At 44.3% G+C, this 21,204-nt stretch carries 20 protein-coding genes and 1 pseudogene; 20 read left to right on the top strand and 1 reads right to left on the bottom strand.

What is annotated here, in order from left to right:
• The first annotated feature begins 41 nt into the window (after positions 1 to 41).
• The 15 genes from VK70_RS00945 (at position 42) to VK70_RS01015 (ending at position 15,039) form a co-directional block, all read left to right on the top strand.
• Positions 42 to 641, top strand: coding sequence for a TerD family protein (locus VK70_RS00945; RefSeq protein WP_025697715.1), 600 nt, complete (start codon positions 42 to 44; stop codon positions 639 to 641).
• A 25-nt stretch (positions 642 to 666) separates the two neighbouring features.
• On the top strand, positions 667 to 1,245 hold the full coding sequence (locus tag VK70_RS00950) for a TerD family protein (RefSeq protein WP_025697714.1): 579 nt from the start codon (positions 667 to 669) through the stop codon (positions 1,243 to 1,245).
• Positions 1,246 to 1,311: 66 nt separating this feature from the next.
• On the top strand, positions 1,312 to 1,890 hold the full coding sequence (locus tag VK70_RS00955) for a TerD family protein (protein ID WP_025697712.1): 579 nt from the start codon (positions 1,312 to 1,314) through the stop codon (positions 1,888 to 1,890).
• 14 nt (positions 1,891 to 1,904) lie between these two features.
• The gene (locus VK70_RS00960) at positions 1,905 to 2,486 is read left to right on the top strand and encodes a TerD family protein (RefSeq protein ID WP_025697710.1); all 582 of its coding nucleotides are present in this window, start codon (positions 1,905 to 1,907) and stop codon (positions 2,484 to 2,486) included.
• A 70-nt stretch (positions 2,487 to 2,556) separates the two neighbouring features.
• Entirely contained in the window at positions 2,557 to 3,804 is a 1,248-nt protein-coding gene (locus VK70_RS00965; protein ID WP_025697708.1) for a TerD family protein, read from the top strand.
• A 26-nt stretch (positions 3,805 to 3,830) separates the two neighbouring features.
• The gene (locus VK70_RS00970; RefSeq protein ID WP_025697706.1) at positions 3,831 to 4,628 is read left to right on the top strand and encodes a TerC family protein; all 798 of its coding nucleotides are present in this window, start codon (positions 3,831 to 3,833) and stop codon (positions 4,626 to 4,628) included.
• 127 nt (positions 4,629 to 4,755) lie between these two features.
• Entirely contained in the window at positions 4,756 to 5,967 is a 1,212-nt protein-coding gene (locus VK70_RS00975) for an HpcH/HpaI aldolase/citrate lyase family protein (protein WP_025697704.1), read from the top strand.
• Complete coding sequence (locus VK70_RS00980) at positions 5,948 to 7,294, top strand: phosphoribosyltransferase family protein (RefSeq protein WP_046722651.1); 1,347 nt, start codon at positions 5,948 to 5,950, stop codon at positions 7,292 to 7,294. Before VK70_RS00975 ends, VK70_RS00980 begins: the two co-directional genes overlap by 20 nt.
• Positions 7,295 to 7,414: 120 nt before the next feature.
• Entirely contained in the window at positions 7,415 to 8,710 is a 1,296-nt protein-coding gene (locus VK70_RS00985) for an IS110 family RNA-guided transposase (RefSeq protein ID WP_046722653.1), read from the top strand.
• A gap of 402 nt (positions 8,711 to 9,112) precedes the next feature.
• The gene (locus VK70_RS00990; protein WP_025697333.1) at positions 9,113 to 10,249 is read left to right on the top strand and encodes a cysteine protease StiP family protein; all 1,137 of its coding nucleotides are present in this window, start codon (positions 9,113 to 9,115) and stop codon (positions 10,247 to 10,249) included.
• Entirely contained in the window at positions 10,246 to 11,046 is an 801-nt protein-coding gene (locus VK70_RS00995) for an HAD family hydrolase (protein WP_025697335.1), read from the top strand. The genes VK70_RS00990 and VK70_RS00995 overlap by 4 nt, the downstream gene beginning before the upstream one ends.
• A gap of 94 nt (positions 11,047 to 11,140) precedes the next feature.
• Positions 11,141 to 12,163: an ATP-grasp domain-containing protein gene (locus VK70_RS01000; RefSeq protein ID WP_025697337.1), complete on the top strand. Its 1,023-nt coding sequence runs from the start codon at positions 11,141 to 11,143 to the stop codon at positions 12,161 to 12,163.
• Between the two features lie 48 nt (positions 12,164 to 12,211).
• Positions 12,212 to 12,862, top strand: coding sequence for a hypothetical protein (locus VK70_RS01005; protein ID WP_025697338.1), 651 nt, complete (start codon positions 12,212 to 12,214; stop codon positions 12,860 to 12,862).
• A 14-nt stretch (positions 12,863 to 12,876) separates the two neighbouring features.
• On the top strand, positions 12,877 to 13,971 hold the full coding sequence (locus tag VK70_RS01010; protein ID WP_025697339.1) for a toxic anion resistance protein: 1,095 nt from the start codon (positions 12,877 to 12,879) through the stop codon (positions 13,969 to 13,971).
• A gap of 525 nt (positions 13,972 to 14,496) precedes the next feature.
• Positions 14,497 to 15,039 carry a hypothetical protein gene (locus VK70_RS01015; protein WP_025697341.1) on the top strand — a complete coding sequence of 181 codons (543 nt, stop codon included), beginning with the start codon at positions 14,497 to 14,499 and terminating at the stop codon, positions 15,037 to 15,039.
• A gap of 68 nt (positions 15,040 to 15,107) precedes the next feature.
• On the opposite strand, the gene VK70_RS01020 is transcribed toward VK70_RS01015, so the two are convergent.
• Positions 15,108 to 15,707: a TetR/AcrR family transcriptional regulator gene (locus VK70_RS01020; RefSeq protein ID WP_025697343.1), complete on the bottom strand. Its 600-nt coding sequence runs from the start codon at positions 15,705 to 15,707 to the stop codon at positions 15,108 to 15,110.
• Between the two features lie 170 nt (positions 15,708 to 15,877).
• On the opposite strand from VK70_RS01020, the gene VK70_RS01025 reads away from it, so the two are divergent.
• From VK70_RS01025 to VK70_RS01050, 5 genes and pseudogenes are all read left to right on the top strand, one after another.
• Complete coding sequence (locus VK70_RS01025) at positions 15,878 to 16,825, top strand: NADP-dependent oxidoreductase (RefSeq protein ID WP_051505156.1); 948 nt, start codon at positions 15,878 to 15,880, stop codon at positions 16,823 to 16,825.
• A 51-nt stretch (positions 16,826 to 16,876) separates the two neighbouring features.
• Entirely contained in the window at positions 16,877 to 17,767 is an 891-nt protein-coding gene (locus tag VK70_RS01030; RefSeq protein ID WP_025697347.1) for a MerR family transcriptional regulator, read from the top strand.
• Between the two features lie 131 nt (positions 17,768 to 17,898).
• Positions 17,899 to 18,662: pseudogene (locus VK70_RS01040) on the top strand (IS5 family transposase).
• Between the two features lie 116 nt (positions 18,663 to 18,778).
• A complete protein-coding gene (locus VK70_RS01045; protein ID WP_046722659.1) occupies positions 18,779 to 20,038 on the top strand; it encodes an FxLYD domain-containing protein in 1,260 nt (419 codons plus the stop codon).
• A 12-nt stretch (positions 20,039 to 20,050) separates the two neighbouring features.
• Entirely contained in the window at positions 20,051 to 21,181 is a 1,131-nt protein-coding gene (locus tag VK70_RS01050; RefSeq protein ID WP_025694089.1) for a S1C family serine protease, read from the top strand.
• Positions 21,182 to 21,204 lie beyond the last annotated feature (23 nt).

Raw genomic sequence — 21,204 nt, forward strand, 5'->3', positions numbered from 1 at the left:
CAATTAACAGAATGACAACATTTTAAGGAGGTATATTTCAAGTGACAATTTCGCTCGTAAAAGGACAAAAAGTTGACCTTACTAAAGGGAACACCGGTCTTTCGCTTCTTACGGTTGGTCTTGGTTGGAACCCTGCGGAAGTGGAAGCCCGCGGATTATTCGGGGCAAAAAAATCCAAGCCCAATATAGACTGTGATGCATCAGCCATCCTGCTCAGCGGTAATGGAAAGCTGGCAAAGCAAAATAATGTCGTTTGTTTTCACAACCTAATAAGTCCCTGCGGATCGGTTAAACATTCTGGAGACAATTTAACAGGTGATGGAGACGGCGACGACGAGCAAATTTTTATTGATCTAAAAAAAGTGCCGGCCGATGTGGAAAAAGTCCTCGTTGTTGTGAACATCTACCAATGTGAGGTTCGAAAGCAAGACTTCGGAATGATTAAGTCAGCTTATATTCGTGTGGTTAATTCATCCAATAATGACGAACTTATTCGTTTTAACCTCACCGATAATTATGCTGGCAGGACAGCTCTAATTGTCGGAGAAATTTATCGACATAATGGCGAGTGGAAATTTAATGCTGTAGGAGAAGGTACCCATGCTGCCCATATTAATGTTCTTGCGCAGCAATACCAATAAAAAATTGCAGAGGAGATATTAAATCATGGCAATCAATCTTCAAAAAGGGCAAAAAATCGATCTAACCAAAACAAATCCGGGCCTTACGAAAGTTATTGTCGGACTTGGCTGGGATACTAACAAGTACGACGGTGGAAAAGACTTTGATCTAGATGCCAGTGCCTTTTGCTTGAATGCTGCTGGTAAAGCCTCCTCAGAGAATGATTTCATTTTCTATAATAATCCTCAAAACGCAAGTGGCTCTGTAGTACATACGGGTGATAACCGAACAGGTGAAGGGGAGGGGGATGACGAGCAGTTGAAAGTAAATCTGGACTCTGTCCCCGCCGAAGTAGAGAAGATTTCTTTCTGCATTACAATAGATGATGCTGTAAACCGTGGCCAGAATTTCGGACAAGTGTCTAATGCATTTGTGCGAGTTGTAGCCGAAGACTCTGGTGAAGAATTGATTCGCTACGACCTCGGAGAAGATTTCTCCGTTGAAACTGCGATTGTTGTTGGGGAACTGTACCGGAACAATGGCGAATGGAAATTCGCAGCTATAGGTAGTGGATATCAGGACGGCCTTGCCGGTCTTGTGAGAGACTTTGGCCTTGATGCCTAATCTGCATTGAATCGTCGTCTATACCGCGGCTCACATTCTATTTGATAATGAAAGGGGAAATATTAAATGACTGTAAATCTCTCTAAAGGTCAAAAGGTTGATCTAACCAAAACAAATCCGGGTCTTACCAAAGTTTTTGTTGGACTTGGCTGGGATACTAACAAATATGACGGGGGTAGCGAATTCGACCTCGACGCAAGCGTGTTTTGTCTGAATGCCGATGGGCGAGTAAGTTCTGATTCTGATTTTATCTTCTTTAACAATCCGAAAAACACGAATAGTTCCATTGAGCTTTCCGGTGACAACCGTACTGGCGAGGGAGCTGGCGATGATGAAACGGTCAAAATCGACTTGGCTTCCGTTCCTCAAGAAGTACAGAAAATCGCATTTAGCATTACCATTCACGAAGCACAAAGCCGTAATCAAAACTTCGGGCAAGTGGCTAACTCATTTGTTCGTTTAGTAAACGAAACCAATGGTGAAGAACTTATCCGCTATGATTTAGGGGAGGATTTCTCCGTAGGAACAGCGATCGTAGTAGGAGAATTGTACCGTCATAACGGTGAATGGAAATTTGCAGCTGTTGGTAGCGGCTTTCAAAATGGACTGGCGGGGCTTTGCCAAGACTATGGTGTAAATGTATAAAGGGGGAAATGGATATGACAATTAGCTTATCTAAAGGACAACGTATTGATTTGACGAAAACCAATCCGGGTCTTAAGAAAGCTATTATCGGACTGGGATGGGATATTAACAAATACAACACAGGCGGGGATTACGATCTGGATGCATCCGCTTTTCTTCTAAACAACGAAGGGAAGGCTCGGGGAATTGATGACTTTATCTTCTATAACAACCTTCAAACAGCAAACGGGTCTGTAAAGCACACTGGAGATAACCGGACCGGCCAAGGGGAAGGCGATGACGAACAAATCGTTATCGACTTCTCGCTTCTTCCACAAGAAGTCGAACGAATCGGTATCACGGTTACAATCGATGATGCCGTTAGGAAAAATCAAAACTTCGGGCATGTGTCTAATGCATTCGTAAGGGTTGTAGATGAGGCAACAAATCACGAAATTCTACGTTATGACCTTGGTGAAGAATTCTCATTGGAAACAGCTATCGTTGTATGCGAGTTGTACCGAAATCAAGGAGAGTGGAAGTTCCAAGCGATCGGTTCCGGTTTCCAAGGCGGTCTTGCTGCACTTTGTCAGAATTACGGACTTGATGCCAAATAAATTTATCGGGTGCTGATTATAAGGAATCAGCACCCGATTCATTGGACCCTCTTTTGAAAGGTTGATGAAAATGACTAGTTCGTTACTTAAAGGCCAGAAAGCAGATGTTACTAAGAGTAATCCTACGGCTGCCAACGTGATTGTCGGGATGGGTTGGATTAGCAATTCTTCTGTCGAAGTGGATTTTTCTTGCTTTATGCTTGGAAAAAACGACAAAGTTACAAATGATAATGATCTGATTTTTTATGGTAATCCGATTGGTCCTAACCAATCCGTGTCTGTACTTGATATTGAAAAAAAAGCGTACGGTGGCGTTACTGACAAAGCACAATTATCCATTCACTTTCAAAAAATCCCCGGAGCTTACGAAAGAGTTTCCTTTGCACTAACCATCTACGAGGGCGAAAAAAGAAGACAAAACTTCTCACTTCTTGACAATACATACATACGGATAGTTGACCCGGTAAAAGGGGAAGAAATCGTTCGATTTAATATCGGGAAATCTTTTTCTGTAGAAACGGCCATTGTAGTAGGAGAATTGTACAGATATAACGGTGAATGGAAATTCAATGCGATTGCAGCTGGCTATTCAGGTGGACTAGCTGCCCTTTGCGGAAGCTATGGAATTGAAGTTAACGATCAGCAAGAAGCAGCACCAACTTTAGAAATAAAGCCAACTCCAGCTCCGCCGGCACCACCAACTCCTGGTGCATCACCAATTAATCTAAAAAAAATTGAGCTGAAAAAGCGCGGAGATGTTATTAATCTTCAAAAAGGTACGGGCCCAATTGGAGAGATTTTAGTCAATTTAAATTGGAATCAAAAGAAAAAGAAGGGATTCTTCAGCAGCAGCGCTGGAATTGATCTGGATCTCGGCTGCCTATTTGAACTGTCTGATGGATATAAGGGTGTCATACAAGCTCTGGGGAATGCATTTGGTTCTACCCATCGAGAGCCTTATATCTCTCTCGATGGAGATGATCGAACCGGTTCAGTAACCACAGGCGAAAATCTCCGGATTAATGGCCATCATATCACTGAAATAAAGAGAGTATTAGTATTTGCTTACATATACCATGGGGTTACCAATTGGTCCGAGGCTGATGGAGTTGTTACGATTAAGCAGTCCTCTGGTCCTGACATTGAAGTTCGGTTGGATGATCATAACAACCGAAAAGGAATGTGTGCAATCGCGATGATTACAAACGTTGATAATAAAACCTTTAGTGTAGAGAAGCTGGTAAACTATGTTGCTGATCATTTAGACCTCGATAAAAAGTACCATTGGGGTCTGCGCTGGACTCATGGAAGTAAGTAATACATAAATTAGTTGGAGGGAAACTTATGACTGAGTTTTTAGGAAGCTTTATAGAAAACTTTTCAAGCTTCTTTAGCTGGGCGCACACCATGAAAATCTTAGGAGATCCGATGAACTGGGGGATAATTCTCTCTCTAGTCCTTCTCGAGGGACTCTTATCTGCAGATAATGCCCTGGTGCTTGCCGTGCTCGTAAAACATCTGCCAAAAGATCAGCAAAAGAAAGCATTATTTTACGGTATCCTTGGGGCCTATGTCTTTAGATTTCTCGCTATCAGTATTGGAACTTTCCTCGTTAAAATTACTTGGGTTAAGATTGTTGGCGGCATATACCTCTTATGGATTGCGCTTAGTAATCTGTTTGAACTGGAAGTTAAATGGGCACGTATTGCTAATATACCTTTAATCCCTTATATCGGAAAGAAAGGTGATGAAGAAGAGGAAGAAATACAAAATAAAACCTACGGTTTCTGGCGTACAGTTCTCACTGTAGAATTAATGGATATTGCATTCAGTGTCGACAGTGTAATTGCCGCTTTTGGCGTGAGTAGTGAAGTATGGGTATTGTTCCTTGGTGGCATACTGGGAGTCTTGATGATGCGGGGTGTTGCACAAGTATTCTTAAAACTCATTGAAAAATTTCCGGAGCTTGAAAAATCCGCCTTTATTCTCATCATTATTATTGGCGGAAAGATGCTTGCAGCTGTAGCCGGCTATGAAATGTCCCATATCTTATTCTTTGCTCTTCTAATAGCTGTATTTGTAGGCACAATAATTATGAGTTCCCTTCGGAAGAAGTCGGAATCCGCTACTGAATCCGCTTAACGGAAAAGCAGTACAACAGATATCCCTCCCTGAAAGGAGGGGTATTTTTTTAACCCGTTTAAATAAGGCAGACGCCAATAGACATATGTAATAATTAACTGCACATTAGTTATGGGAGGTTAAGAGGATGAGGTACTTTAGCTATCTAAGTAAGGAAGAAGAAGATCGGATGTTTCATTTGCTGCCTGTTTCCTTCTCTAATACATCTGATAGAGAAGTTTTGGCTTATGCTGTAGGCGCTGCTTTATATATGCCTGCAACAAGGGAGAGCTTTTCAGAAGAAGTCCTAGCCGCTAAAATAAAGGGGCTCGTATCGATTGTTATCGATCTTGAAGATGCAGTTGGTGACCATCAAGTGGAACTTGCTGAAGAGTCGCTATGTAGACAACTCTTTCATATCTCTTCCCGCATTACAATGGGTGTCTTCAAGAAACAAAATCTTCCTCTCATATTTATTCGGGTTCGAACACCGGAACAGCTTAAGAGAGTCATTACTAAACTTGAGGGAAATATTGAGATCATAACAGGTTTTACACTTCCAAAATTTTCTGTTGAAAATGGACTGGAGTACTTTAATATCCTTCATGGATATAACCAATCTAAAGGTGAAGGTGCCCCAAAACTATATGGAATGCCCATTCTTGAATCATCGGATGTGATTTATAAAGAATCACGGTCCAAGACACTTCTGCACATTAAGGAGATTCTGGATGGATATAAAGACTACGTTCTAAATGTAAGAATTGGCGCTACTGATTTTTCAAGCTTGTTTGGTTTACGCCGTAGTCCAGATATGACCATTTATGATATTGGCGTAATACGGGATTGTATTACTGATATTATTAATGTTTTTGGCCGGGCCTGTGACGACTATATAATTTCAGGACCGGTTTGGGAGTATTTCAAAGGTGATCGCGTTTTAAAACCACAACTAAGACAGACTCTTTTTGAGGAGACAGGAGGTCGCCAGGGACGAAGACGTCGCATGGAATTCATTAACGTCTATGTGGATGGACTCATTCGGGAGACCGCCATGGATAAAGAGAATGGAATTATTGGGAAAACTATCATCCATCCATCGCATATATTACCGGTTCAATCAATGTACATTGTCTCTCATGAGGAATATATGGATGCAACAAGCATTCTAGAAAACAATACCGGGCTCCATGGGGTGTTAAAAAGCAACTACTCCAATAAAATGAATGAAATCAAACCGCATCTCAGCTGGGCAAAGCGGATCATAATGCGAGCTGAAATATACGGTGTTCTTCAGGAAAACACGAACTTTACAACACTAATGATAGAGGGAAATGAACATGAACAAATTGGCCTATAAAGTATTGAATGATTTGGATGTTGATATCGAAGTGACTGGAAACCCGTTTAACCTTCCAATAGAAAGTATTTTTCAAATGGCGGCTAGAATCAATAAAAAGAGAAGCTTCCTTTTTGTAAGCAAAGTGTTGGGCAAACATATCCCTGTAAACCCAAACACATCGTTAATAGCTGGAGCTGTACTAAGTATACTGTATCAGAAACATCTTAAAGGACATTTGCCTTACTCCATAGAACAAGTGATCACAGCAATTGTAGATCCCGCGAATGCTAACCACGTATTTCACATGATCAAATCCAATACGCTACCTCTCTGTGAACCCACAATATTTATCGGGTTTGCAGAAACAGCTACAGCTCTCGGTCATTCCATGTTTGATATATTCTCGGGGCCTGCGAAATACATACATACCACTCGCGAAATGATAAATGAAGTTAACCCAACTCTCGATTTTGTTGAAGAGCACTCTCATGCAACCTCGCACCGATGTTACCCTTTATACGAACAATTCTTTCAAGGTGAAGAGTCGATAGTATTGGTTGATGATGAAATAACTACGGGGAAAACGGCTATTAATATCATTCGGGACCTGCATCATAAGCATCCCAGAGCTCGTTATGTTGTTGCTAGTCTACTGGATTGGCGTTCGGATGAAGACAAACAGCGATTTGAAGATGTGAAGCATGAACTTGGCATTACAATCGATTGTCTGTCCTTACTTCAAGGTAAAATAACCGTTAGTGGTGGGCCGGTTGAGTCCCTAGTTTCAAACAAGGGCATATCCACCCCTAATGCAAATGCTGAGGTATTACATTATTCACTAGATAAATATTTTATGCATATACCATTCTCTTCCACCAACACATACGGTGAAACGAAAACCGAAAGCTATCTTAAACATACCGGTAGATTTGGTATAGATGCATTAGATATCCCGAACTTGGACGAATCGATTACGCGGAGTGCAAATGAATTGAAGTCATACCGAAGAGGGAAGAGAACCCTGTGTCTTGGAACAGGAGAGTTTATGTATATCCCGATGCGAATTGCCTCGGAAATGGGACAGGGTGTAGCTTACCAATCGAGTACAAGGAGCCCGATTCACCCTTACGCAGGCAAGGATTATGCCATAAGGAATGTTTTCCCGTTCGACTACCCCGAGGATCCGAGCATCAATTACTTTTTCTACAATATCCCTCATGGTACCTATGACGAAGTCTTCGTTATGATGGAGCGAGAAAGCAGACCGGAGAAGTTATTTTCATATTCCGAAGCACTTAAAAAAACAGGAATACCGATCATTCACTATGTACATTTCAACAATTAACAAAACAGGAGCCATTCCTGTAATGAATTAAATTGAGGTTTGAACAAAAAAAGCGCCTCCTGTATGCTGGGTCTCGAATGCGATCACATTCATGCCCGAATTAAAAGGAGGACGCTCACTATGAAGTATAAACAATCGAAGAAACAGAATCAACGAATCACCCGAATTTCCGAAAGTACTCTTGTGGTCGGCGCAGATATCGCCAAAGAAACCCATGTGTCCCGCGCTATCGATTTTCGCGGGATTGAACTGGGGAAGGATTGTGTGTTCTCCAATACCCGTACCGGGCTAGAGCAACTGGTTCAGTGGATGAAGGGGCTTCAGCGGGAGCATGCCAAGACGGACGTCATCTTCGGCATTGAGCCCACCGGACACTACTGGTTTACGCTGGCGGAATATTTAGGGCGGCAGGGTATTCCTTTGGTCATTGTAAATCCCCATCACGTACACCAAAGCAAAGAACTGGAAGACAATTCACCCACGAAAAATGACTATAAAGATGCCAAGGTCATTGCCGATTTGGTGCGAAACGGGAAGTACAGCGAGCCTAAACTGCCGACGAGCGTTTATGCCGATCTGCGGATTCTCATGAATCTTCGGGAAAAGATCATGGTGAACTTCGGACAGGTGCAACGCCGGGTTCAGAACTGGCTGGACCGCTTCTTTCCGGAGTACACGCAGGTATTTAAAGACTGGGAAGGCAAGGCTTCACGCATTACGCTTGGTGAGTTTCCGACGCCAGGCGAAATCGTAGAGATGGGCACAGAGGCCATTGTACAGCGGTGGAAGAAAGACTTGAAACGAGCCGTAGGAGCCAAACGAGCTCAGCACCTCATGGAAACGGCGAGAAGTTCCATCGGTCTGACCGAAGGACTTCCTGCAGCAAAAATCGAGCTCAAAACGCTTCTGGAGCAGTACGAAATGTTCGCCAGACAACTCGAAGAGATTCTGACCGAGGTGGAATGTCTACTCTCGCAAATCCCGGGAACGAAAGAGATGCTCACCGTACCGGGCGTGGCTGTGGTTACCTTGGCGGGGTTCCTGGCGGAAGTCGGGGATCTGAGCGGTTACGAGCATGGACAGCAGATTATTCGGCTGGCCGGACTGAACCTCAAAGAGAACAGTTCAGGAAAGAAAAAAGGCAAATCCAGCATTACCAAACGTGGACGCGCAAGGCTAAGGGCCTTGCTATTTCGGGCAGTGATGCCCATGGTAGCAAAGAACGCCGAGTTTAAGGCGCTGCACCAGTACTTTACCAAACGAAGTCAGAATCCACTGAAGAAAAAGCAATCCATTGTGGCGTTGTGTGGGAAACTCATACGTGTCCTGCATACGCTGGGCACCAAGCAAATTCCGTACGATGCAAACGACGTTTTAGGGCCGGTACGTCAGGCCCAGATCCAGATGGCAGCTTAAGAAAAACCGAAATCACGTTTCTCACCGGACTGAAAGGACCAAAGACAATGGAAGCACGGAGCAGCCGTAGGTTTTTCACCATAAGGGCAACGACCCTGTAAAGGAGCAAGAAACGGCGTCCACCTTTTGAGAGGCAGAACGAAGGAATGTAAGGGCAAAGACCCCGCGTGACATGGGAGGGTAAGCCGTCAAGAGTAGGATGTGGATATCCAAGGTGCGATCATAGAAAATATCCATGGGCTGGGGACAACTTCCCCCAATCTCTATTCCCGCCATCGGCTTCACCAGAAAATAATGTCATCCTTACATGACTTCTCCATCTCTCCAATTGTCAAAGGTTGAAAACCTAAGAACGAGTGAGTAAACAAGAGAAAATATTAATTTATAGTGGGAGGCAGACAAATGATAAAAACGATACCGCCCATTCCAGCGCCAACCCTTGTTGGTAGCTATAAAAGAGAAGATGTGATATTCCTTTTAAAAGATCTAGGTCAGATAGCGCTTGAAAAAGCAACGGAAGACCGTGAAGAAGCGATACAGTCAGGTACTCATTATTCGGAAATGTTACCTGTTGAGTATCAACCTACTTCGGAGTATATTCAGCTGTTTCACGATACCCTTTTAGGTACGGCACGTAAGGTAGCTATGGCCGCTGGGGTGGTCGCCGAGTTAATCGTAAAAAAGCGCGGGTTCGATACTGTTCTTGCATCATTAGCTCGAGCCGGTACTCCTATTGGTATCCTGATAAAACGTTATATTCAGCAGTTTTATCAGATTAATATGCCGCATTATAGCATTTCGATTATTCGTGGAAAAGGTTTAGATCATAACGCTGTTCACTACATGCTTCAAAACCATCCGGGCAAGAAAATACAGTTTATTGATGGTTGGACAGGAAAGGGAGCCATCCGGAAGGTTCTAGTTGAAGCGTGCTCAATCTTTCGTGAACAATTCGGCATTGAATTAAGTGATGATTTAGCAGTACTGGCTGATCCGGGATGTTGTTCCGAAACCTTCGGAACAAGAGAAGACTTCTTGATCCCTAGCGCTGCCTTGAACTCCACCGTATCAGGCTTAATGAGCCGCACGGTACTCCGGAATGACTTAATTGGGCCAATGGATTTTCATGGGGCAAAATTCTATAAAGAATGGCTTCCTAATGACCTCTCTAATATATTTGTAGATATTGTTTCTAAACTGTTTTCCGAGATAGCTGAAAAGGCCTGTGAGGAAGCTGAACGACTTTATTCTAAGCCGGAAGAAACAGCATCAACGTGGAAGGGACTAAGTGATATAAGACGTATTCAGGAGCGGTTTGGAATTCAAGATATTAACTTAATTAAGCCTGGGGTTGGCGAAACCACTCGTGTCCTGCTTCGGCGAGTTCCATGGAAAATTCTTGTTGATCGTTTGGACAATCCCAATTTAAAGCACCTTTTTCTTTTAGCCAAAGATCGGAATGTTCCCGTTGAAGTATATCCAGACCTCACCTATTCTTGCTGTGGTTTAATTAAGCCGGTAAGGGGTGAAGGTGAATGATCTTTGCTAGTGATTTAGATCGGACCCTTATCTATTCCCGGGGAGCCATAGGCGAAGATGTAGGGGAAGCTGATCTGGTTCCTGTAGAATTATATGAGGGTCGGCAGATATCATTCATGACTAAGTCGGCCCTCCATCTGTTGGAGGAAATTACAAAAATCGCTTTATTCGTGCCGGTAACTACGAGGACTGTTAGGCAGTATAAAAGGATATTCCATTTGCTCGACGTTTTTCAACCTAAATACGCTATTACCAGCAATGGTGGAACGGTTTTGATAGATGGTGTTCCAGACGTCAATTGGTCAAGAAATGTACAGCTAGCGCTAAAGGAAAGCAGCTCGCCAGAAGAAGCCAAACTAACATTTGACCGTTTCAGATCATCGGAATGGATAATAAGCGAGCGGCTTGCCGATAACTTTTTCTATTCTATCGTTGTAGATCGTGACAAGTTTCAGGTACCTTTAATAGACGAGTGCCGAAGCTACCTGAAGAAACTTGGATGGACGATTTCGGTACAAGGAAGAAAAGTATATCTGATTCCAGAAGGTATTAATAAAGGTAATGCCGTTAATTATGTTAAGGAATTAGCCGGGGCACGATATGTAGCAGCATCAGGTGATTCTTTACTTGATGAAAGTCTTTTAAGAGTATCCCATTATAGCCTGTCGCCTTCCCACGGAGAGCTGTTCAATACTAAATCTTCAGATAAATTCTTTCGATTTACAAAGCAGTCTGGAATTCAAGCTTCGGAGGAATTGGTCATAGAAATACACAAATGGTTCAAAAGTTTAATTTAACGGTTTATCAAAGACTTTATACGCAAACGAAGAGTCGTCTGAATCTGAGTGTGTCAGCATGTTAAAAACAGAATTTTGAAAGGGATGCTTCTCTTTGACTACGAGAATCTGGTACAACCGAACTTTTTCTACGGCAAGTCATTATCTTGAAATGATCCGGAATAATTCTGAGGGGCAGCCATTTGAGTTTTTTGCCACTCATCCTAGAAAATATTCTCTTATGCTCCAGGTTGCTGACCACGCAGAGATGGAACCTATTATACCCTTAAAGGACTATGCACAGTACTGTCTGAACTTCTGCAGCAAGCATAAGATTGATGTATTCATTCCTCATTATAGAATGTTCGAAATAGCTAAACACGAACATGCGTTCAAACAGATCGGTACAAAACTATTGTTATCCGGTAATGCTAGCCTTATACAAACCGTTTCGGATAAGGGTGAATTATTTCGCACCCTTTCTGGTGTGGAAAATGTTATTGTTCCTGATCATTATATCGTTAATAATGCAGAGGAGTTTGTGTACGCTTATCAATCTCTTAAAGCTAAGGGGCACCGTGTATGTTTTAAGCCTGTGAGAGGCGAGGGAGGTTCGGGGTTCCGGATTATTCAGGAGCAGCAGGCTTCTTTGGAAAGTCTTTATAATCCGGTCTCAGCAGCAGTCAATTTGCAGGAAGTAACCAAATTGCTTTCCTCGGTGCAGAATTTCGAGCCTCTTATGGTCATGGAATATATGAATGGTTATGAATACAGTATCGATTGTCTGGCGGATCATAACTATTTGTATGCAGCTATCCCTCGTAAAAAGGTAGAGGGACGTATTCGGGCATTAGAAAATAATCAAGACCTGATTCAACTTGCCCATTCCATCCATAAGATTTTGCCTCTTCGCTATAACTTCAACATTCAGGTTATCTATCAAGACTCTGTTCCAAAGCTTTTGGAGATTAACCCACGAACTTCTGGAGGATTGTATACATCTTGTCTTTCCGGGATTAACTTCCCCTATCTCTCTGTGAAGTTACTACAAGGACAGGTAATACAAATCCCTGAACCAAGCTTCGACATTTTTGCAACACATATTGAACAAGAGGTACTGATGACCCGTTTCTGTTAACCTCATATAATTCTTTGGATTTTGACCAAACTGAAGAGGTGAACCATTATGCGCTACAAAATAGCTATTGGCATCACTTTATTAGGATATCTCTTTCCTTTAACCGTCACATCAAGATTTTTACCGGGAGCTCTTAATCTTATCATCCCAACATTATTTGCATTAGGGAGTATCCTTTACCTCTATAGAACAAGGAGAGGGAAGCAGGGACCCTTTCTTCCTTCGAAAGAGAATTTACCACAGCGAACCGAACAAGCTTCTACAAGTCCTTTAAATTCGGCTGCAGAACCAGATGAATCCGATCCTTTTTGGAGGAATATATGTGATTATATTCATGTACTAGAAGAAATGATCATTTCCGAAGGACAAAAAAACAACCTGGACAGTGAAATTGTAGAGAAATCACTGAGCGTACTTACAAGAGTACTTCGCTTAGTTCCGCAGCTTAAAATGATTAACAATAACGACATTAACCATAATCTTCAGCGTTTGGTATTCAAAGACATAAACGGGGTCATTAATCCTTTTCTAAATTTGAGCGCAGCATCCAAAATTCAGAATAGGCGTCTCCTGCTAAACGGGATTAGGGATATTAACTCAAAACTTTCTCAATATGTAGAAACAATCGAACAAAAAGACCTTATGGAACTTAGAACCAAAATAGATATAATTCAAAAAAGATACAGATCCGTTGATTAAGAGGAGGAAATTATATGTCAACATTTCAAGCCATACAATTAAAAAAGGAGGATATGAATAATGTCGAGCAGGAGGCGAAGCTTCTCATTCAGCAGGTCTCATCTGCTGATTTTATGGACCTGGAAAACTTAATGGATTCAATTGGCCGTATGGGTCAAAAAACGATGGAACAAGCTAGCCAGTCGCTTTCTATGCTCGAGCGGCCGGTTAATGAATTGATTTCGGGAAATCGCTCGGAAGTGTCTAATAGTATCCTGAAACTTCGTGGGGAGATTGATTCTTTAAGCAAAAGTAAACAACTGGGTTTCTTTGACAAGATGCTAAAAAAGACACCGATGAAAAACTATATTTATAAGTATCAATCGGTTAAAACCAATGTAGCTGCCATAGTACTATCCCTCCGAAATGGGAAGGATACTTTGGAAGAAAACTTAGCATATATGAGGAATCTCAAACGTTCTTCACTTGAATCGGTTTATAACCTGCAGATTCGTATTGCAATGGGGCATAAGCTTCAGGAACTTTTTGAACAAGAGATAGCCAAGCCAGAGAACGAAAGCCGTAAATCCCATTTGGAGAGAGGCCTCCGAAAGGTGGTAACCCGGATTCAAAATTTTGAGGAAATGATTATGCTGTATCAACAGGCTATTGCCGGTGCAGATATCATTAATGACAATAATGATAAGCTGATTGATTCCGTAGACGCTACTATAGATAAGACCCAACATTTGATTACAGTCTCCGCTATGATTGCCTTGGCCCTTCAAGATCAAGTGGATACCATTAACGCTGTAAACGCTGCTAATAACACTTTGCAGGACATGTTTGAAGAGAATGCTCGTATATTAAAAGATACCACACAGAAGACAAATGAGCTTTTAGGTAAGCCTGGAATGGAAATGGAATCCATAGACCGGGCAATGAGTGACTTGTTTACAGCAATAGATCTATATGAGCAATCTAATCGAACCATTATTAAATCGGCAACCGAACACACGAAGCGGCTGAGTGATCTTAATAAACAGTTTCATAACCGTTTGGGTCTTATTTCTGGAAATCTAAATACTCCTCAACTGAATACAAAACAGCAAGCAAGTTTCCTGGATTGATTTTTTTGAAGAGGGGACTAACTTTTTTTTGAATAAATAGGTAATAGAATTGGGTATCCTATTAGCATAAAACATCATCATCCTTAATAACTTTAATAGTAAACAGGAAAATGAGGTGTAGAAATGCTAGGAGTAATATTCAGTATCTGTTTTTTCATTTACCTAGTTATTGTGGCCAGCTATAAAAAAGCAGAAGGAGTTGTGGATGGGCCAAGCAAAGTAATTTGAGACTTTAAAATGTCAGAAGTATGATCCGTTACAATAAAAAAGCTAGATATTAAGGATAATGAAATAACTCGTAAGAGAAGCCTTTAAATTTTGAAATAAGGCTTCTATTTTCGTTGTTAAGCGTATTATAGCGGAAATACCCTTAAGTATTGTATTATTAAGACATAGTTGTAGTTTTAGGTCTGTGAAAATAGGAACTTATATAGATAAAGATAAGCTAACAGTTAAATACAATAGCTCTCATAATTTGAAATATCAAAAATGCACACGAATAATTTGAGTGGGAGACCAGACCTTATGGAATTTCAATATAACGTCGTATCGTACGGTACTATAAATGTTTGGTATAACTATGGTGGAGAGACATTTAAATTTAATTTATTTAAAACAGACGGTTCATGGCTATTACATCCCTTTGAGGGAATACTGATTAGTAATAGGGACCTTTATACACTCGTTCTGAAAGAATTACTTCAGAATAAATATTTTCAAGTTATGTTGGCTAAAGAGGGAATTCATCTTTCTGCCCTGAAAACAACTATTGATATTGGGAGAACAGACGAAGATAATTATCGAGAAAATCGGGAAGCGGATTTCACAATCAACAATCTTCAAAGTTTAACTCTCGAAGAGATCATAGAAATGGAAATTAGTGATATTCTTAATAAAATTTCGATTTATAAGAGAATCTTAGAGCGAATGTTTATGGATGGAATAGATCATAATGACTTTGAGTTTCAGAAAGTTAAGCAGTTTGTAACAATATATGAAGAAACTCTGAGAGGTTTTGAAGATCTTAGTGGTCCTCGATTTGACTTTAATAGACTCCCAAAGTTTTGATGTAATATTTCTTTAGCTGGTAATTTTGATGGTTCTTAATGATACCAGATCTGACAGACTAGGTAAGATTAATCCAGCAGATCAATACGAGCTATTCTTGCTGCACCCTCCGTGATCATAACAAGTACGTGATCGGTCACTTTTTCCACGGTAAAACCGCTTTTTCCCCTGCTCCACTGGGCTGCAGCACCAAAGATCGACCAACTGATCATGAGGGCCATCGTTTCGATGGGAACTTTCCACTCCGCTTGAGAGGCTTGAAGCTGTTCAAGCCACCGTGATAACAGCGCCGCAAGCTCCTCCTGCACCGTTCGTTCGAACAGCTGATTTACCGTATCAACGGGACTGCAGCGGCCGTATAACGATCTAAAGTGCTCCAACACTGCATGAATGAGAATGCGTAAATTGTTGTTATCCCACACGGAGGCTGACGGCAGCTTGTCGTCCAAGAGGCTTCGGAATTTCTCGCGAATGGATAGTTCTAAAAGGGCGTATTTGTCGGGAAAATGCGCATAGAACGTGCCTCTGTTGACATCCGCCCGGTCGGTAATGTCCTGAATCGTCATCGCGGTAAAGCCCTTTTCTCTCATCAGCTCCATAAAGGATTGCTTTAATAATTGCTGTGACCGCCTGCTGCGCCGGTCGATCCTTTTTCTTTGTGATTCCATCCGTCTTACTCCCCTCTACACAGGGTTTTATAATCTCCAACATTATTCCGTTTTTGTTGAATAACCGACGAAAGAAGCGGACTGTGCATTGTTCCTTTTCTCCCGGCCGCTCTACTATTGTAATAAGTAAACAAAGCTCAATCAATGGTATACAGGAGGGGGAAGGGTCTATGCAAGTTGAATCTGTGGGGAAGATGAAAGCAATCCGGTATCATGTCCACGGAGGGCCTGAGGTGCTCTGCTATGAGGATGTGCCTGTTCCGAAGGAAGGCGAAGGTGAAGTGTTAGTCCGCGTCCATGCTGCAGGCGTAAACCCGGGTGATTGGCAAATCCGTTCGGGGCTCGCCGGCGACCGGTTTCCGCTCCCCTATATTCCGGGCTGGGATATATCAGGGGTTGTTCAGTCTGTCGGTACGGGAGTTGATGGGTTTCGGGAGGGTGACGCCGTTTACGGGATGACCCGCGACAGTTCGGGATGTGCGGAATATGCCGCCGTACCTGCCAGGCAGCTTGCGCACAAGCCTAAGTCGGTCAGCTATGTTGAGGCGGCAGGGATGCCGATGTCCGCGTTTACCGCTTGGCATGCTTTGTTCGAGCAAGGAGAGCTGAAGGCCGGTCAGACGGCGCTGATCAATGGCGCCTCCGGCGGAGTCGGCCATTTCGCGGTACAGTTGGCCAAATGGAAGGGGGCGAAAGTGATCGGCGTCGCTTCCGGGAGAAACGAGACTTTTTTGCGGGGACTGGGTGTTGATCAATTCGTAGATTATTCTGCTGCTCCTTCCGGGCAAGCGGTGCGGAACGTTGATCTTATCTTGGATACGGTGGGAGGTATAGATGGAGATCGGCTTCTGGACGTTCTTAAGCCGGGCGGTACGCTGGTTCCAATTACTTGGGGACAATATTCGTCCGAGAAGGCTGCCAATATGTCAGTAACGGTACTAGACGTAAAGCTGTTACAGATTGAAACCGCTTGTTTGGATGAGCTTGCTCGTCTAGCCGACAGCGGTGTTTTGCGTATAGCGATCGATTCGGTGTTCCCGCTTGAGGAAACGTCTAAGGCGCATGAAATCAGTGAGAGCCGCAGGGCGCGCGGAAAAATTATTATTCAGGTTAAGTAATATTGACTGTCACATTGGGGGTTAGTTTAGAATCGTGCTTGAGGTGATCACATGCGAATTCATGAAATTTGCAAAGAATGTAACGTGACTAAAAAGGCAGTAGAATACTATGAAAAGCAAGGTCTGATTAACCCCCGGTACGACAGCAGCAACTATAGATCCTTTGATCATGACGATGTAATCCGGATAAAAGAAATTGCCATGTTACGAAAGCTGAATATCAGCATTGCCGATATTAAAATCATTATTGCAAGTGATGACAGGCATGCAGCCTTATCCAAATATAAAATGAAGAAAGAGCTCCAGATGCAGCAAATGAGAGCGCAATATGACTGTTTGATTGATTTTTTGGAGAATGGCTATAACCTTGAACAGGCAATAGATACAGTTAGTCGAAGATTGGATAGTAATATGGCGATTAAAGACAGACTGCTTCAAGCTTTTCCTGGAACCTATGGAATGTACCTGTATGTGCATTTTGGCAGATTCCTGAATGAGAAGCTTAACAGTGATGAACAGAAATTAGCCTACTACAAGATGGTTGAATTTCTTGACCATGTCAATGATATGGAATTTCCGAGAGAGCTGGAACAATTTCTGGCCAAAGCCTTTGACTCAATGAGTGAGACGGATTTACAGCAGATCGATGACTCGATGAATAGGGCTGTCGAAGATTATAGTAATTTTATTACTGAAAATAGGGAGAGCATTGAACAGTACTTAGCCTACCGGAATTCAGACGAGCATAAATCAAGTTCTGTCTATAAAATGCAACAACTGTTGATTGAATTCCAACAAAGCAGCGGATATTACGATGTTTTTATTCATAATTTACAAATTTTAAGCAGTTCCTATCGAAAATATCAAGACCAGCTGAGACAGGCAGATAAAGAGTTCTTCAACCAATACCCTGATGCGGAGAACGGGTTTGGAAACAAGTGAGGCTTTCATTCTGCCATTTGGCCCCGGGTTATGGCAGCAGAACCTGAACAGGTATGCTGCTTTTTTGCTGTTCTTTTCTAGGAAGTGTACGCAAACTGTACAACTCGTAGAAATCTAGTAAAATAAGGAACATGAGAAGAAGATACGAGTTAACGGATGAAGAATGGAATAGACTTGAACCCCTGTTGCCCCCGGCCCGAAAAAAACAAGGAGGACGTCCGCCTAAGGATCGGCGCCAGATGCTCAATGCGGTGCTCTGGGTAGCTCGAACGGGAGCGCCATGGCGAGATTTACCGGGTTATTATGGCCCTTGGTCTTCCGCCTACAGCTTTTTCTGGCGGTTGCAGAAAGCAAACATTTGGGATGAAATATTGAAGCATGTCGCCATCGAACCGGATTGGGAGCAAGTCATGGTCGATGCCACCATCGTCCGCGTCCATCAACATGGAGCAGGCGCAAAAGGGGGCAGGATCGACAGGCCATCGGGCGTTCGCGCGGAGGATTAACCACTAAAATTCATGCGATGGTGGACGCGCTAGGCTATCCGCTGCGTTTCGAATTGACGCCAGGACAAGACCACGATTCGGTCACCGGCTATCGACTTCTTCATGAATTGGACTTCTGCCCGGGCGAAGTGTTGGCTGATCGCGCCTACGATACGAACGCCATTCTGGAGCTTTTGCAAAGCCGAGCGATTACTCCGGTTATTCCAAGCAAACGCAATCGGCGGGTAAAGCGTCCGTTAGATTCTGAAACGTATAAAGAGCGACACTTAATCGAATGCTTTTTCAACAAAGTGAAAAACTATCGACGTCTAGCCACTCGCTATGAAAAAACAGCAAACATGTTCATGGCTTTTTTGACGCTGCTTTCGATTCGGTTATGGCTCAGATAGGTTTGCGTACACGCCCTAGTTTTTATACAAAATGAATATCGCCCTATCCAGCATATGGTATAGTAATAGTTAGCGATTATGGGTCTAAGGAACTGGGGGATTTTGGGGGGAGAAGGGTGTATTGTCATCAATGCGGGGCCAAAAGCGCTCCGAAACAAAAAGTATGCGACAAGTGCGGGGCGAGATTACTGACGGCGGAAGAACGGCAGGTCCTGCTGGAAGTGGCCGCCGGGGCAGAGGCGATTCAGCAGCCGGCGACGGCGGCGCATCGCCCGGGGGAGACGCTTTCGGGCCAGGACGTCAAGACAGGGGCAAAAGGGAAGGCTTCGGGAGCAGGGCGCGTGTTTCTTTGGCTGATTCCCCTGCTGCTTGCGGGAAGTGCGGGTCTGGCGCTTACGATGTATTACAACTATGAGCAGTCGTTGAACCGCGAGGTGACGGGATTGCAGCAGAAGGCTAAAAAAGAAGCTTTGGCCGGACACTATTCGTCGGCCGTTCAGCTGCTGGAAGAGGCAGAAGGGAAACGGCCCCGTTACACCGCGCTTCGCCAGGACCGCGAGCTTGCAGCCAAGGCGGCGGAGCTGCAGCTGCAGCTGGAGAAGACCTCGGGGCTGCTGAAGGAGCAAAAGCTGGACGCCGGCGAAAAGGCGCTGAACCAAATCGCCAATAGGGTAAACAACCGGCAAGAGCCGCTGTTTACTCCGCTTAAGAAGCAGCTTGCTGCGGGTCAGGTGAAGCTGGCGGTGCTGAAGGTGAAGAGCGAGCTGGACAAGCTGAATACGGTGGATGCTTTGGGCGAGAAGCTGGACAAGGTAAGCGGCCTGTCCGGCCAAGAGGCTGCGGCAGTAAAAGCGCAGATCATCGGCAAGATCGTCGGAATCAGCTATGCGGCGGCCGAGCGTAAGCTTCGGGACAAAGACTTCGCCGGAGCCATGGCGGAGGTGGACAGCGGTCTGTTCTACGCCGTGGGCAACAAGAAGCTGACCGCGTACCGGAAGCAGATTGCGGATGCCAAGCAGGCGTTTGAACGGGCGGAGGCGAAGCGCATCCAGCTTGCCGAACAGAAAGCGGCGGAAGAGGAGCTGAATAACCGGACGGCGGCGGTTGAGGTATCCGGCCTGCATGTGGTGCTGGACGATTACGGTGATTTGCAAATCACCGGAACGGTCACCAACAAGGCGACCCGGCCGATTTATTCGGTCAGCATCAGTCTCGACATCTATGATTCTTCAGGGGCGTATCTGGGAAATACCTATGCCGGCGTATCTCCGTATCATCTGGAGCCGGGGGAGTCGGGCGATTTTACCACTTGGTATTATGGGGTATACAGCCAGGCCCAAGCCTCTGTTGTCAACGCAACCTGGTATTTGGAGTAGGAGGGCCGGATTATGAGTAAAGGGATATGGATAAGCATGATCGCCTGCCTATTGATCGCGGGCGCCGGAGCGGGAGGTACATACTGGATTCGTCAATCAGCTGAGCGCGAGTTGAATAACGGTCCGCTGCTGGCAGTAGCGGGTCAGACGAAAGCCGCCGCACAGCCGGCAGCCGTTAAAGCGAAGAAGACACGCAAAGAGATTATTGAAGACAGCCAGAAGCGGGTCGTGACGATTGAAAGCGGGGAAGGGCTCGGTTCGGGATTTCTGTATAACAGTAAAGGTGATTTGCTGACGAACGCGCATGTGGTTGCCGGTTCCCGGGATGTAACGGTGCGGACGAAGAGTCACCAGGAGTACAAGGGGAAAGTCATCGGAATTGGCACCGATACGGATGTGGCTGTTGTCCGTGTGACGGAGCTTAAGCAAACCGAGCCGCTGAAGATTGCCCGCAGCAATAAAGCGGAGATTGGCGATGAAATATTGGCGCTAGGCAGTCCGCTCGGACTGGAGAATACGGTCACGACAGGCATTATCAGCGGGCTGGGCCGCAGCTTTGATATCGAGCCTTACACTTATAGCAATATGTACCAGATTTCCGCGCCGATTGCGCCCGGCAACAGCGGCGGGCCGCTGGTGAGCGCGGAGACGGGCGATGTGCTGGGGATAAACTCCGCCTCCGCCACCGATGAAGCCGGGATTGGCTTCAGCATTCCGATTTCCAGTGTGCTGAAGCAGGCGGAAGCATGGTCGAAGCATCCGATGACGGAGCTGCTGGACGTAAGCGATGACGGCTACGGCGAGGGAGACGTGCTGACGGACAGCCGGAGTGTTGTAGCTGCTTTTTATCAAAGTCTGAACGATGGCGATTATGTCACGGCTTACTCTCTGCTCGGTAGCGATTGGCAGAGCAAGACTGACTATGAGGAGTTCCGCAGCGGTTATTTGAAGACCGGCTATATTACCATAGGGACCCTAACTGCCGAAGAGCAGGACGGCGGCGCTATGGTCAGCGTCGATATTACGGCCGAAGAACGCCGCGAGACGGGGACCGTATACCAGACTTACCGGATGAGCTACTCGGTGGGGTATGAGAACGGCAATCTGAAGATTTTGCATGGCAAGGGCAAGAAGGCGGATTAAAAAAAGGGCCATAGCCCCGCTGT

The sequence above is a fragment of the Paenibacillus durus ATCC 35681 genome, from assembly GCF_000993825.1.
Classification (GTDB): Bacteria; Bacillota; Bacilli; order Paenibacillales; family Paenibacillaceae; genus Paenibacillus_AQ; species Paenibacillus_AQ durus_B.